Raw genomic sequence first — 13,689 nt, 5'->3', positions numbered from 1 at the left:
GGCAGCGCGCTCCTTTTAGCTTCCCGCCAGCGCCTTCTCAATGTCCGCCCACAGATCCTCGACATGCTCAATGCCGACGGAGAAGCGGATGAGGCCGTCGGTGATGCCGGCGGCTTCGCGGACTTCCTTGGGCACGGAGGCGTGGGTCATGGTGGCGGGGTGGCAGATGAGGCTTTCGATGCCGCCGAGGCTCTCCGCCTGGGTGAAGAGATGCAGGCGGCGGATGAAGGCCAGCGCGCCCTCCTGCGTGTGGCCGAAATCAGCCAGCATCATGCCGCTGCCACCGGTCATCTGCTTCTTCGCCAGCTCATACTGTGGATGGCTGGGCAGGAAGGGATAGCGCACGGATTTCACGCGCGGATGGGCCTCCAGGCGTTTGGCGATTTCCAGCGTGTTCGCATTATGCCGCTCCATGCGGAGGGCCTCGGTCTTCACGCCGCGGGAGGTCAGCCAGGTGTCAAAGGGGCTGGGCTGCAGGCCGAGCGCCTTCTGGGCAAAGATCATCTTCTCCTGCCATTCGTCCGTGTTGCTGCATACCGCACCGCCGAGGGCATCGGAGTGGCCGTTCGTGTACTTCGTGGTGCTAAGCAGGGAGAGGTCCGCGCCGAGATCCAGCGGCTGCTGCAGCAGGCTGGAGGCAAAGGTGTTGTCCACCACCACGGAGGCACCCACACTGTGGCCCACATCCGACAGCGCCTGGATGTCCAGGACCTTCAGTAGCGGGTTCGTGGGGGATTCCAGCCAGAGCAGCGCCGGCTTCAGCGCGGCGACCTGGTCGTAGTTCGCCGGATCAGCCAGGTTCACATACTGGATGTTCACGCCGAACTTCCGCAGCACTCTTTCAAACAGGCGGTAGGTGCAGCCATAGATGTTCTGCTCGGAAACGATGGTGTCCCCGCTCTTCAGCCCGAAGGCGATGGCCGTGATGGCGGACACGCCGCTGGCGAAGATGGTGCAGTGCTTCGCATTTTCCAGGCTGGCCAGCGTGGTCTGCAGGTTACGGAAGTTGGGGCTGCCGCTGCGGGTGTAGTCAAAACTGCCGGGGTTCCCCGTCTCGAAGGTCGAGGTCATGTAGATGGGCGGGATGACCGCGCCGGTCTCGCTGCGGTAATCCTGGCCGACGTGGATGGCACGCGTCTCAAAACGCGCGTCGCTGGGCACTGTGGAGTCGTCTCTCATGATGGGGAGGGCAGGCATAGCGCGGATGCGCGTTTTGCGAAACGTGAAAGTGTCGTGAGAAGCCTTCGGGGATTGCATCTAGCTGGACGCCGTTCATTCTTAGGGACCATGGACCTACCCGCTTTGCTCCAAGACACCGTTGCTACGCTGGCTCCTGCTTTGCCGTATCTGTATGAAGGGGCTAAGGAAACTGGAAAAGGGTTCGCCAAGAAAACCGGAGAGGCGGCTTTTGACCAAGCCGTGAAACTTTGGAACTGGCTGAAACCGAAAGCCGAGGCCACACCAGCTCTTCAGAGTGCTGTAGCCGATCTTGCTGAACAGCCTGAAGATGCAGATCTACAGGCTTCTCTTCGGGTTCAGTTGAAGAAGCTGCTAACCGACCAGCCTGCCCTCGTCGGCGAGCTTCAGGCCTTGATCCAAGTAAGCACGACTCAGACAACAACGCAAAACGTGGTTGGCGACGGCAATGTCGTGAGCGGCCGCGATACGCATCTGCGTGACATGAACAACCAAGCTTAAGATCTTAGAACCGCTAATAGGTCATGCCAAAACCCGATCCTGCCCAACAAGGACTCAACACGCAGAACTCTGAAGGAGCGGGAAATGTTCTTTCCGGACGGGATACTCACATTCGCGAGTTTCATAACCACATTCCTGGCCAGAAACCTCTAGAGCCTCCGAAGCGTCTTACGTATGGCCTCAGCACATCCGCGCATGAGGGCTTCATAGGGCGTGCTGATTTGTTGAAGCAGTTGATGAAGGAACTGAAGCCAGGCAAGCGGGCTGTCATTCTTCCTGCGCGTGCGATTCATGCGGACGGCGGCGTGGGAAAGACCTCGCTGGCCGCGCATCTCGGCTGGTTACTCTTTGAAAAGGAAGTCTTCGACTATGTCCTCTTTCTCGGCGCCGCCACCAGGGAAAGCCTGGAGAGTGAGATCTCCAGGCTTTGCGAGCGCGACAATTTAAATCTCCCCTCGCAAGCAGCAAAAGAGCAGGAGCCACGCTACCGCGAAGTCTTGGCCTTCCTCAAGGCCCAGGAAACAGCCCGTCGTACGCTGCTCATTCTAGATGGTGCGGATGAAAAGCCATCGCGGGAGTTTGTCCATGAACTGCGGAAGGAATTGCCCAGCTGCGCTTTCCTCATCACCTCCCGCCATGCGGATTGGGGCAAAGGAATTGACGGCTTTCCACTCGATCTTTTTAGTGAGCCAGAGGCGTTGGCTTTCCTCCGCGACCGCCTGTCGAGCCTAACAGCAAGTGATAAAACGCTAAGTGGTGTCGCCCAGGCCTTAGATCACCTGCCGCTTGGCCTGGAGATAGCCGCAAGCTACATCCGTGACGCCCATCTCACTCCTGCGGCTTGGTTGGCAGAGTGGCAGCAAACTCCCTCTGCCACTCTGTCCCATCACAATCCTGACCACCTTGAATATCCGCTCTCTCTCGCCCGCGTCTGGGATCAATCCGTCGCACGTTTGCCAGGACGAGCGCGGGCACTGCTGCACATCCTTGCTTGGATCGCCCCACGTCCGGCCGCGCTCTCCCTGAAACCCTTCGAGGTCTTGGAAGGCTGGCCGCAGTTGCGGGGCGATCTCGATCTTCTTTCCAAAGCCTCCCTCATTCGTTGGGAAGCCGATCCGTCGCAGGTGCTTGTCCACCGCTTGCTCCAGACCTGTATGAGAGCCGCGTTTTCGACAGAAGAGCGGCAGGCCTCACTTACAGCCTGTTTAAACATCCTGAAGGCCACCCTGCCCGACCCCGACTGGAGCCAGGAGGGCTGGCAGACTTGGACATTGCTCAGTCCCCATCTGCAAACCATAATCGCAGCGACCGAACACCCAGAATTCCAGCCTATAGAGACTTCGTTGACTTATGTTCTGAATCAGTTCGCCCTGTGGCTCAGAAATCGTGCCCAACATGCCGAGGCCGAGCCTCTCCAGCGTCGTGCTTTGAAGATTGATGAAGCCAGCCAGGGCCCGGACCATCCCACAGTCGCCATCCGTCTCAACAACCTTGCCCAGGTGCTCCAAGCCACGAATCGTGCGAATGAGGCGGAGCAGTTGATGCGCCGCGCTTTGAAGATTGATGAGGCCCTGTACGGCCCGACTCATACCACAGTCGCCGTTGATCTAAACAACCTCGCTACGTTGCTCTATGCCACGAACCGGCTAGGGGAGGCTGAGAGGCTGATGCGTCGCTCGTTGAAGATCGTTGAAACCAGCTATGGCCCCGATCATTTTGACGTCGCTCGCGACCTCAACAACCTCGCGCAGTTGCTGCAAGACACAAATCGGCCAGCAGAAGCAGAGCCTCTTCATCATCGTGCGTTGAAAATTGTAGAAGCCACCTTCGGCCCCGATCATCCTCGTGTCGCCATTAGCCTCAATAATCTTGCCCAATTGCTTCAGGCCACGAACCGATTACGGGAGGCTGAGGAGCCGATGCGTCGTGCCTTGAAGATTGATGAGGCAAGCTATGGGCCCGATCATCCCGAAGTCGCTGTCACTCTCAATAACCTCGCTCAGTTACTCAAGGACATGAATCGGCCGGGGGAGGCTAAGGAACCCATGCGAAGGACTGTGGATATTTTTGTCCGGTTCACCGCTCAGACGGGGCATGAGCATCCCCATCTGCGTGCGGCCCTGGATAATTACTTCACTCTTCTCCTCGAGAGTGGCCAGACGGAGGGAAATGCGCTCCAAAGTCTTGTTTCCGCGCTCATGGAAGGTGGGATGTCACACGAACAAATCGAGAACGTACTGCCAGGGGAAGCCAGTTCGCCATAAGTGGTCATTACGGCTGGGGTGGCGATGCGTGACTCTTAGCATTGTCACTTGTATACGTCGCGAACCCGTCACATAACCGCGCCCGGCATGCCTGATCGTATCCCTGTCATTCTGAACCCCGCCGCACGCAGCACCCAGGCGGCGGCCCGTGAGGCCTCCCTCCGGGCGCTAACGCCCTCGCCGGAACTGGTCCTGACCACGGCTCCTGGCGAGGCCCGGGAGATCGCTGAAAAGCTGGCGCGGGAGGGTCACAGGCTGGTCGTGGCAGGTGGTGGTGACGGTACCATGAACGAGGTTTTGCAGGGCATCTGCGCCGTGAATGCCAGCCGTCCGCCTGAGCAGCACACTGCTCTGGGCGTGCTGCCACTGGGCACCATGAACGTGTTTTCCTATGAGCTTGGGCTGCCTTCGGCGGACATCAGCGTCTGCTGGCAGAAGATCAGCAGCGGCAGCCGCCGTGAGATCGATCTCTGGATGGCGAACGACCATTACTTCGTGCAGCTCGCTGGCGTGGGTTTTGATGCCGAGATCATCCAGGAGACCCCCTGGGAGCGGAAGAAGCGCCTGGGACCCCTGAGCTATGTCGTCTCCGCCGTGGAGGTGCTGGGCCGCACCCCGCCGGTGCTGACGGTGAAGATCGATGGCCGTCCGGACCTGCTCGGCAGCGTGGTCTTGGTCGGCGCCGGGAAGCACTATGGCGGTCCCGTGCAGATCTTCCCGAAGGCGGACAACCAGGACGGCCTGCTCGATGTGCTGGTCTTCCGCCAACTCGGCGGCTGGGAGTTCGCGCAGATGATCCGCGCCATCTTGGAACGCGGCTATGATTCCGCCCTCGATCTCGACTACCTCCAGGTGAGCGAGTTCACTGTTACCGCCGAACCTGCCGCCCCCTACGAGCTGGACGGCGAGTTGATCCACGACACCACACCCGTCGTTTTCAAAGCCGCGCCGTTTAAGTTGAACGTGGCGGTTTGAGATCATCAAAATACGACACTTGTCGTATTTTAGTCTTGTCATCTCCGACAAATGTCGTCAAAACATCGGGATATGGTTAAAAATCCATTTCCTGTGCTTCCGGTTGCCGTTCTGGCCGTGATGAAGGGAGGCCGTCCATGAGCGCGGCCAGCATCTCGTTTCTGAATTTTGGCATCCACAGCCTTGCGCTGGCTTTGTTAGGCTGGGTGATCGTGCGCTTTGTGATTCGTGATGCCCTGCGCCGGAGTCACGCGGCATTTCTCGCGGTGTTGTTTTCGCTCATTGGGGCGTTTGACATTGGCTTCTGGTCTTTCCCTTATGTTGCGGAGAAGGCACCGGTATGGACGGCGGTTCATCAGACGCTTGAGTCGAACTGGCGGGTGGTGGTGACACCTTCAACTCCAGAGTCAAAGACAGCATCGGAAGTGGCGAAGGCCAGCACCGCGCCCGCATGGAAGATGGACGATATCATCCAAGCAGCGCGCTGGTTGTATGGGGTTGTGGCCGGCGTGCTGCTGTTGCGTCTCCTCGCGCAGAGTTGCGGCATGCAGAGGTGGGCTTGGCGGCTGCGGTATCTGAAGCAGCAGGAGATTGACGCGCTGCCTGAAGTCGTGCCGCTCGGACGGTTGCGTGTCGTCGAGGGTGATGCCACGCCTTGTGTCGCGGGCTGGTTTCCTCCGGTGATTGCTCTTCCATCGTCCGCGTTTGGCACGCTGCCTCCGCAGCAGTGGCGTTGGATCCTGCGTCATGAGGCGGAGCACTTGCGCCGTGCGGACACTGCCGCCGCCTTGATTCAGGGCATCATTCGGGCGCTACTCTGGTGGAACCCGGTTGTTCATGCGCTGGTCGAATGCCATGCGCGTGCCACGGAAGAGGTCTGTGATGCGGCAGCGCTCGATAGGCCACAGGAGTCGAATGACTATTCGAATTTTTTGTTAGGCTGGGCGGCGAAGCCTTCCTTCCAACCCGCTTGTGTCATGCCCATCGCCAGCTCGGTGCCTGCACGCCGGCTGAAAGCACGTCTCATCGCCTTGATGGAGGCACGCGGTGTCAGGAAGCGCATCGGCGCGTTCTTTGTGCTGGCCTGCCTGATCTGTGTGCTCGCGCTGCCCATGCTCGTGGCCTCGCTCGGCATCACGACCGCCGCTGCGCAGGAGCCTGCGGCCACGAATGAGAAACCGGACAACGGTGAGCTGATTACGCGTGTCTTCAGGGTGCCGCCTGAGATCGCGACGAAGGCCAGGGTGGCCAAGGAGTGGTTGAAGGAGCAGGGCATTGCATTTCCTGAAGGTGCCACAGCCGTGTCCAATCGCGTGACCGCTCAGATCATCGTCCGGAACACGCGAACACAGCTCGACAAAGTTGCCGCAGTGGTCGCAGAAGCATCCACGATCCTGCCGCAAGTTCATGTGACGGGCCGGGTCATTGTGGCGAACCAATTTTATGGTGAGCATGGAGGCACGCTGTCGAGTCTTCAGCTCAGGGATGTCCTGCATTCAGTGTCTTCCACCAAAGGAGTGGACCTTATGTCCACGCCTGCAGTGAGCATGAAGATTGGAACCCAGGCAGTGATGGAGATGCTCTACGAAGGACCGCCTGGAGAGCCACGCAAGTTTGCGGGCACAAGCATCGAGCTGGGCGTGCTGCCTAAGGCGGACGGTCGTGTCGAAGCCAGTATCAAACCCTCGTTTGGAACGCGCCATGGCGAGATCATGCTGAACCTGGAGGATGGCAAAAACGTTGACTGGCCTAGCGTCACCATCCTGAGCTCGGAGGCACGCGCACAGGTGCAGTCGGGTGAAACCGTTGTGACGCATCTCCCGGTCGGCAAGAGATGTGTGACGACCCTGATTACTCTGCGGGCCCTCAGACCTGACGGACAGTTCGCCACCGGTGGCTTTGGTGAGAAGATCAACCTCATGGCCAAGGCGCAGCCAGCCCCGGTCAAATCATCCGCTGATGATTTTGATGCCAAAGCCAAGGAGGCAGACAAGGCCAACGCTGCCATGGATGCGAAGCGTGTGCATCTATCTGTCAAAGTCCTGGATGCGAAACAATCCAAGGACGCTGGCATGCCTTTTGATCTGCTGATCGCAGGTGCTCTGGGCACTCCAGCCAGCGGGGCCGCACCGCCAGCCCCGCCGATGGGAGTCGTGAAACGGCCAGACTTGTACACCGTGCAGGGAGTCTTCACGGATTCTCAGTTTCAAGTCGTCCTCCGTGCGCTGAGCCAAAAGAAGGGTATGACCATGAGCACGCTGAAAAGCGCCTCCGTCAAAAGCGACGAGTTCCAGGATTTCACCATCCCGGATGCTCATGATGGCGGAAGGATGATCCTGGCCCCTCAGATCGGTGCGGATGGGTCAAGCATCGAGCTGACGATCAGGATCCTTTCAACCACTGCTACGCCTGCAAGCCATGCCTTGCGCACTTCCATCACGGTGTGGGACGGCCAGACCGTGGTGGTCGGTGGCATGGTCAAGGAGGATGGCGGGATCAATCAGTCACGCCTTTTCTTCATCACCCCCCAGATCATAGATCCAAGTGGCGAGGCTCAGGACAAGCCCGCATCCAAATGATGCATCCTAGAGCCGGGAGCTCTCTTCCTGTTCATCCATTGACACAACCTTTTCCATCTTTAGCGGCAGGCGCATGGTGAAGGTGGTCTCAATGCCCGGCGTGCTGCTGAGCTCGATGGTGCCGCCGTGGGCATCAATGGCGCGGCGGACGATGCTGAGGCCGAGGCCGGTGCCTTTGATCTGCGGGCTGTGATGCTTGTGACCGCGGTAAAAGCGCTTGAAGACAAAGGGCAGATCATGCGCGGCGATGCCGATGCCGTTATCACTCACGCGCAGCAGGCAGTGATCTGCATACCATTTGCCGCTGACGGTGATGACGAGACCTGGATTCGGGTTTTCCTTGATGGCGTTCTCGATGAGGTTCGTGAAGACTTGGTCCCAATAAAAACGGTCGCCTTGCATGTGACCACCGTCAGGCGGGAAATCGAGGTCGATGCGTGTGTCGCGGCCTTCGAGCATCGGCCCAAGATGATCCAGCGCATCCTGCACACAGGCGCGGAGCGTGAAAGGTTCCACATTCAGCGCGGACTGCCCGTTCTCGAGGCGCGAGATGGTGAGCATGTCCTCGATGATGCGGACGATGCGCTTGCCATGCTTGTCCATGACATCATAGCAGCGCTGCAGCGCCGCCTCGTCCTTTAGCACACCGCTTTTCAGCGTCTCGATATAACCATGAATCAGTGTCAGCGGCGTGCGCAGTTCGTGTGATGCATTGGCCACGAAGTCCTTTCTCACCTGGTCCGCCATGACCTGCTCCGTGATGTCATGCACCATGAGCCAGGCACCGCGCTCAGCCTTGGCAGGCAGAGGGGCGGCCTCAATAAGGAAGTTGCGTGTGCCTCGGCCATTGGAGTTGCCAGCACTGGACATCTCCACCTCGCGCACATGGCGGCGTTGATCCGTCAAAGCAGCATTGACGATGCTGGTGACCTGATGGTCCTGCAGTTCTTCAATGAGCGTGCGACCGCGATGAATGCTGGGCTTGTGAAAGAGATGCGCCAGCGTGCGGTTCACGAATTTGATGCGCATCTGGTCATCCACGATGGCCACGCCCTGGCGGATCTCATTGAGCAGTGATTCGAAGAGCCGGCGCAGATACTCTTCTTTAATCAGTGCCTGGCTGCTCTCGCGCAGGCCGGTGAAGCGCGCGGTGAGCTTGTCGACTTCAGAGGTCTTCAGCCCTGCGGCCTGGGTCACGCTCCCCACACTGCGCCGCCATTTTTTCTCACGACTCCACGCCCAGAGGGCGAGGAGGATGAAGGCAGCGGAGAGAATCAGCGTCATTTGAGCCTCATGCTGCCACGGCGACTGCCGGGGCTTCCATGCTGAATTGATAACCCGTGCCGCGGACGGTCACCACATGCTTGCCAGCATCACCCAGCTTCTCGCGCAAACGCTTGATGTGCGTGTCGAGAGTGCGGGTGGCCACATCATCGGAGTAGCCCCAGACTTCGCGCAGCAGCTCGGCGCGGGTGTGGACAGCGGCGGTGTTTTCCATGAGCACGGCCAGGAGCTTGAACTCCGTGGTCGTGAGGTCGATGGGCTGGCCTTTGTAGAAGAACTTCATGTTTTTCCGGTCCAGGAGGAACTCGCCCGTCTTCACCTCAGAAACGTGGGTCACCTTCTTCGTGCGGCGCAGGATGGCGGTGATGCGCAGGGCCAGCTCACGGGGGGAGAAAGGCTTCGTCAGGTAGTCATCGGCACCGAGTTCCAGGCCGTTGATGCGGTCGGTGGTCTGGGTCTTGGCCGTGAGCATGATCACCGGGATGCTGCGGGTGCGGCTGTCAGCACGGAGACGCTTGAAGCTGCTCAGTCCGTCCAGACCGGGGAGCATCAGGTCCAGGACGATCAGGTCCGGCTGCTCATTCAGGGCCGAGGGCATGACCTCCAGGCCATTGGTAATGCATAGGCATTCGTGTCCCTCCCTCATCATGTGAAGAGAGATCAGTTCGGAAATGTCCGGTTCATCATCGACCACCAGGATTTTGCTCATACAGGGTGCTGGATTACGCGGAGGGGGGGCTTCGTCACAAACTTTTCTTGGTGACGACTGTGACACAAAGGGGAACAAATGAAAGCTCTGCAAGCACCTTCCCATGTGACACATTCGTCACTGTGGGGGCGTTTTCGGGGGCCGATTTCTGCCTTTCTCTGCCACCATCCTATCCACAACTTAAGAACAGACCACGCTACGCTGACATGAGGCTGATGCTCATCACGGACACCTACCCGCCAGATATCAATGGCGTGTCACGGTCCCTGTCCACCTTCGCCACAGGGCTGGCGGATTGCGGCCATGTGGTGGAAATCATCACCACTCTGGCAGCTGGAGACGGCGAGCCGGAGCCGCTGAAACGGCACGTGGTCATGGCCATGCCGCTGCCGGGTTACCCGGGGCTGCGCATCGGCATCAGCACCACCTGGCAGATGCAGGCACGGTTTGAGGAGATGAAGCCGGACGTGCTGTATGTGGCCACGGAGACCCCGCTGGGCATCGCCAGCATCCGTGCCGCGGCCAAGATGGGCATCCCCGTGGTGTCTGGCTTTCACACGAACTTTCAGAGCTACCTGGAGGATTACCATCTGCCTGGACTGGAAACGGTGGCCCAGGGCATGCTGCGCAGCATTCACAATCAAACCGCCCGCACCCTGACTCCGAGTGCCGACACCGCTGCCATGCTGGAGCGCTGGGGCATCCAGAACGTCGGCGTGCTTGGTCGTGGTGTGGACACAGATCTCTTTTCGCCAGCCCGGCGTAGCGAAGCGCTCCGCCGCTCTTGGGGTGCTGACGAGAAGACCCCCGTGGCCATCTATGTGGGCCGTGTGGCGGCGGAAAAGAACCTGCCGCTGCTCATGCGCGCTTTTGCCGCCTTCCGCGAGGTTCATCCCCGGGCGCCCTGCGTGGTGGTGGGGGACGGCCCGCGCCTGAAGTCTCTTCAAGCTGAGCATCCAGAGTGCATCTACACCGGGGCCAAACGCGGCACGGAACTGGCTGAGTGCTATGCCAGTGGTGACGTCTTCCTTTTCCCAAGCTCCAGCGAGACCTTTGGGAATGTCGTCCTCGAGGCCATGTCCAGCGGACTCACCACGGTGGCTTATGACTATGCCGCGCCCCGGCTGGTCATCCAGCATGGCCAGAATGGCTGGCTGGCCCCCTTTGAGCAGGAGGAGCCTTTTCTGCAAACCACTCGCGAAGCGGCGAAAAGCTGGGACAACTCTGCCGTGCGCGCCGCCGCACGCCAGGCCGCCAGTGATTATGGCTGGAAGCGTGTCATCCAGCAGTTCGAGGGCGAGCTGCAGACGGCGATCGACTCAAAGAAAAACATGTCAGGCATGTGATCCCTCCCAATGACGAATGACGAAACCAGAATGACGAATGAAGCCCGAATTCCGAAGGCCGAAGGAGAGCTGTGCGCAGCGCCTTCAGGCAGAAATGTTCGTTATTCGAGCTCCGGCATTCCTTCGTCATTTCCCCGCTCGCCAGCACCCCTAGCCCCAGCTTTTTCATGAGTGACATCATCCTCGCCGACGAGCCCGCCGATGAGCCCGTGGATCCCACGCGGCAGAAGACGAAGCTGCGCGTGCGCACCCTCATCATCTCGGACGTGCATCTTGGCATGCCAGACTGCAAAGCTGCCCAGGCTTCCCACTTCATCCGTCACATCCTGTGTGACCAGCTCATCATGAATGGTGACATCATTGATGCATGGCATCTGCGCCGCCTGGGTGGCTGGAACAAAGGCCACACCGGCTTTCTCCGCACCGTGCTGAAGAAGATGGAGAAGGAGTCCACGGAGATCATCTACCTGCGTGGCAATCATGACGACATTCTGGACCGCTTTGTCCCCATCCAGCTCGATAACTTCCGGATCATCGGTGAGCACATTCACCGCACGGCGCGTGGGAATTACCTCATTATTCATGGCGATGGTTTCGATCATGTGACCACGAACCATCCCTGGATCGCCAAGCTGGGCGGCATCGGGTATAACATTCTTTTGCGCGTGAACAGGCTCTACAACTGGTGGCGCCATGTGCGCGGGAAGGACAGCTTTTCCCTCAGCCGCTGGGTGAAGCTGAAGGTCAAATCCGCCGTCAACTTCGTGGGCCGTTATGAGGAGCAGCTCCAGGAACTGGCGAAGTCCAAAAACTGCGTCGGCATCATCTGCGGGCACATCCACAGCCCGGCGAACAAAATCATCGGCGAGACCCACTACCTGAACTCCGGAGACTGGGTGGAGTCCATGACCGCCATCCTGGAGCATGAGGACGGACGTTTTGAAGTGGTGACCTACCACGACTTCTGCGAGCGCACGAACCGCCAGCCCAAGGGGCCTGCGAAAAGCACTCCGGTCGTGAATGAGGCAAACTTTGGTGTCGAAAATGTCACCTTGGCGATGTAATCTCGACAACGAAGTCCATGCACGATCATATCCTGACCTCCTTCAATCACGCGCTGACCAGCCTTCGCGAGCAGGTGCTCACCATGTCCAGCATCGCCAAGAAGAATCTGGCGGATGCAATGCGCGGCCTGCTCGAGCGCGACACCGACCTGTGCAATGCGGCCATCGCCGCAGACCAGGACGTGAATGAGCTGGAAAAGCGCATCGACCAGCTCGGCATGCAGATCCTGCTGAAGTTCCAGCCCACGGCGCATGATTTGCGCCAGGTCATGGGGACGATCCGCGTGGCAAACAACCTGGAGCGCATCGCCGACCAGGCCAGTTCCATCGCCAAGCGGGCGCGCCACATCAACAACCTCCCCGAGATCGCCGAGGTAAAGCTCATCGAGCCGGTGTACCAGCTCTGCCTGCGCAATCTGGCTGCCAGCCTTCAGTCCTTCGCGGACGCGAACGCGGATGATGCCGCCGCCGCCCGTCTGATGGACAAGGAGCTGGATGCTGCGGAGAAGGCGCTGGATGCCTCGCTGCTTCAGATCATGGAGACCCGGCATTCGCCGCTGGAAAGCTATCTCCACCTCATTTTCGTGGCCCGGTTCCTCGAACGCGTGGGTGACCACGCCAAGAACATCTGCGAGGACACCATTTTCATCGAAAAGGCGGAGGACGTGCGCTTCACGAAGCATAAAAAAACGGATCTCACGGCCCCTGCGGCCCCCTGATTTTCATTCCGGGCTGGATCAATTTGTGCGGATACGGTAGCTCCGTGGTCAGATAATCCCGCATGAAACCTCTGACCCTTGCTTTAGCCGCCTCCACCCTCGCCTGCGTCCTCGCCCTTGCCTGGGTGCTGGGCACCCCCGCGCCCTCCGATCCGCGTGTCGCGAAACTGGAGTCGGAACTGAAGGAAGCGCGTGATATGATTTCCCAACTGCGCCGTGATTTGGCGAACAAGCCGGTGGCCTCCCTGCCGTCCACCACGAGCCCGGACACCTCCAGCCTTTCCGCCAGCCGCCTGCAGCTCGGTGCCCCGGCCGCCCCAGCCGCTCCGCAAACCACCAGCGGTGCCTTGCGCGAGATGCTGAAGAACCCTGCGATGCGTGATCTCCTGGGCCAGCAGCAGGCGGTGCAGATCGAGACCAGCTACGCCCGCCTCATCGAGCAACTGCAGCTCAATGACGAGGAGAAGGCCCACTTCAAAAAACTGCTCACCGAGCGCGCCAAGCTCGAGGCCGATCTCGGCCTGAAACTGCTCGACTCCAACATGACCCCGCAGCAGCGCCAGCAGCTCCTGGCCGAGGCTGAGAAGAACAAGGTGGCTTATGACGAGACGATCCGGAAGTTCATGAACAACGACGCCGACTGGAACAGCTTCCAGTCCTATGAGGCCACCCGTCCGGAGCGCATGCAGTTTGAGACCATGGGCCGCAGCATGTTCAGCGCCACCGGCGATCCTCTGAATGCGCAGCAGGAAGACCAGCTCATCCAGCTCCTGGCCCAGACCCGACAGAATCCCACTCCAGAACAGGCGGCGCTGATGAAGAACATGACCAACCCCGCGCAGATGAGCGAGGCCAACCTGCAAACCTATCTGGAGTATCAGCGTGCCACCAATGCCCGTGCGCTGCAGCAGGCCGCCGGTTTCCTGTCCCAACCTCAGTTGAAGGCCCTGCAGAATTATCAGGAGCAGCAGATGAACCTGATCAAGAACGGGTATCAGATGGGCAGCATGCTGATGGGCGGGAAGTGAGGTTTGAGTGTTGAAGTCGCGAA

11 protein-coding genes are annotated in these 13,689 nt (G+C 59.6%); 8 read left to right on the top strand and 3 right to left on the bottom strand.

What is annotated here, in order from left to right; genetic code table 11:
- Positions 1–15: 15 nt before the first annotated feature.
- Positions 16–1,179 (bottom strand): trans-sulfuration enzyme family protein, encoded by a 1,164-nt coding sequence (locus BGE01nite_RS24065; RefSeq protein ID WP_146854555.1) that lies wholly within the window; start codon positions 1,177–1,179, stop codon positions 16–18.
- A gap of 108 nt (positions 1,180–1,287) precedes the next feature.
- On the opposite strand from BGE01nite_RS24065, the gene BGE01nite_RS24060 reads away from it, so the two are divergent.
- The 4 genes from BGE01nite_RS24060 to BGE01nite_RS24045 all read left to right on the top strand — a co-directional run bounded on the left by BGE01nite_RS24060 (position 1,288) and on the right by BGE01nite_RS24045 (position 7,516).
- Complete coding sequence (locus BGE01nite_RS24060) at positions 1,288–1,698, top strand: hypothetical protein (protein ID WP_146854553.1); 411 nt, start codon at positions 1,288–1,290, stop codon at positions 1,696–1,698.
- Between the two features lie 23 nt (positions 1,699–1,721).
- On the top strand, positions 1,722–3,962 hold the full coding sequence (locus BGE01nite_RS24055; RefSeq protein ID WP_146854551.1) for a tetratricopeptide repeat protein: 2,241 nt from the start codon (positions 1,722–1,724) through the stop codon (positions 3,960–3,962).
- Between the two features lie 87 nt (positions 3,963–4,049).
- Positions 4,050–4,937 carry a diacylglycerol/lipid kinase family protein gene (locus BGE01nite_RS24050; RefSeq protein WP_146854549.1) on the top strand — a complete coding sequence of 296 codons (888 nt, stop codon included), beginning with the start codon at positions 4,050–4,052 and terminating at the stop codon, positions 4,935–4,937.
- 137 nt (positions 4,938–5,074) lie between these two features.
- On the top strand, positions 5,075–7,516 hold the full coding sequence (locus BGE01nite_RS24045) for a M56 family metallopeptidase (RefSeq protein ID WP_146854547.1): 2,442 nt from the start codon (positions 5,075–5,077) through the stop codon (positions 7,514–7,516).
- A 6-nt stretch (positions 7,517–7,522) separates the two neighbouring features.
- On the opposite strand, the gene BGE01nite_RS24040 is transcribed toward BGE01nite_RS24045, so the two are convergent.
- Both BGE01nite_RS24040 and BGE01nite_RS24035 read right to left on the bottom strand, forming a co-directional pair.
- Positions 7,523–8,800, bottom strand: a complete 1,278-nt coding sequence (locus tag BGE01nite_RS24040; RefSeq protein WP_146854545.1) for a sensor histidine kinase — start codon at positions 8,798–8,800, stop codon at positions 7,523–7,525.
- A 7-nt stretch (positions 8,801–8,807) separates the two neighbouring features.
- Complete coding sequence (locus tag BGE01nite_RS24035; RefSeq protein ID WP_146854543.1) at positions 8,808–9,509, bottom strand: winged helix-turn-helix domain-containing protein; 702 nt, start codon at positions 9,507–9,509, stop codon at positions 8,808–8,810.
- 206 nt (positions 9,510–9,715) lie between these two features.
- Here BGE01nite_RS24035 and BGE01nite_RS24030 point away from each other — a divergent pair, with 206 nt between their 5' ends.
- The 4 genes from BGE01nite_RS24030 to BGE01nite_RS24015 all read left to right on the top strand — a co-directional run bounded on the left by BGE01nite_RS24030 (position 9,716) and on the right by BGE01nite_RS24015 (position 13,666).
- Positions 9,716–10,855: a glycosyltransferase family 4 protein gene (locus BGE01nite_RS24030; protein ID WP_146854541.1), complete on the top strand. Its 1,140-nt coding sequence runs from the start codon at positions 9,716–9,718 to the stop codon at positions 10,853–10,855.
- A 167-nt stretch (positions 10,856–11,022) separates the two neighbouring features.
- Positions 11,023–11,919 (top strand): UDP-2,3-diacylglucosamine diphosphatase, encoded by an 897-nt coding sequence (locus BGE01nite_RS24025; protein WP_146854539.1) that lies wholly within the window; start codon positions 11,023–11,025, stop codon positions 11,917–11,919.
- 17 nt (positions 11,920–11,936) lie between these two features.
- Positions 11,937–12,638, top strand: a complete 702-nt coding sequence (gene phoU / locus BGE01nite_RS24020; RefSeq protein WP_146854537.1) for a phosphate signaling complex protein PhoU — start codon at positions 11,937–11,939, stop codon at positions 12,636–12,638.
- Between the two features lie 62 nt (positions 12,639–12,700).
- Positions 12,701–13,666: a hypothetical protein gene (locus tag BGE01nite_RS24015; RefSeq protein ID WP_146854535.1), complete on the top strand. Its 966-nt coding sequence runs from the start codon at positions 12,701–12,703 to the stop codon at positions 13,664–13,666.
- The last annotated feature ends 23 nt before the right edge of the window (positions 13,667–13,689 follow it).

This window comes from Prosthecobacter gellanilyticus, assembly GCF_007992435.1.
In the GTDB taxonomy this organism is placed as follows: Bacteria; Verrucomicrobiota; Verrucomicrobiia; order Verrucomicrobiales; family Verrucomicrobiaceae; genus Prosthecobacter; species Prosthecobacter gellanilyticus.
Note: the sequence above shows the minus strand (reverse complement) of the source record. Positions and strands in the feature narration are given on the sequence as shown.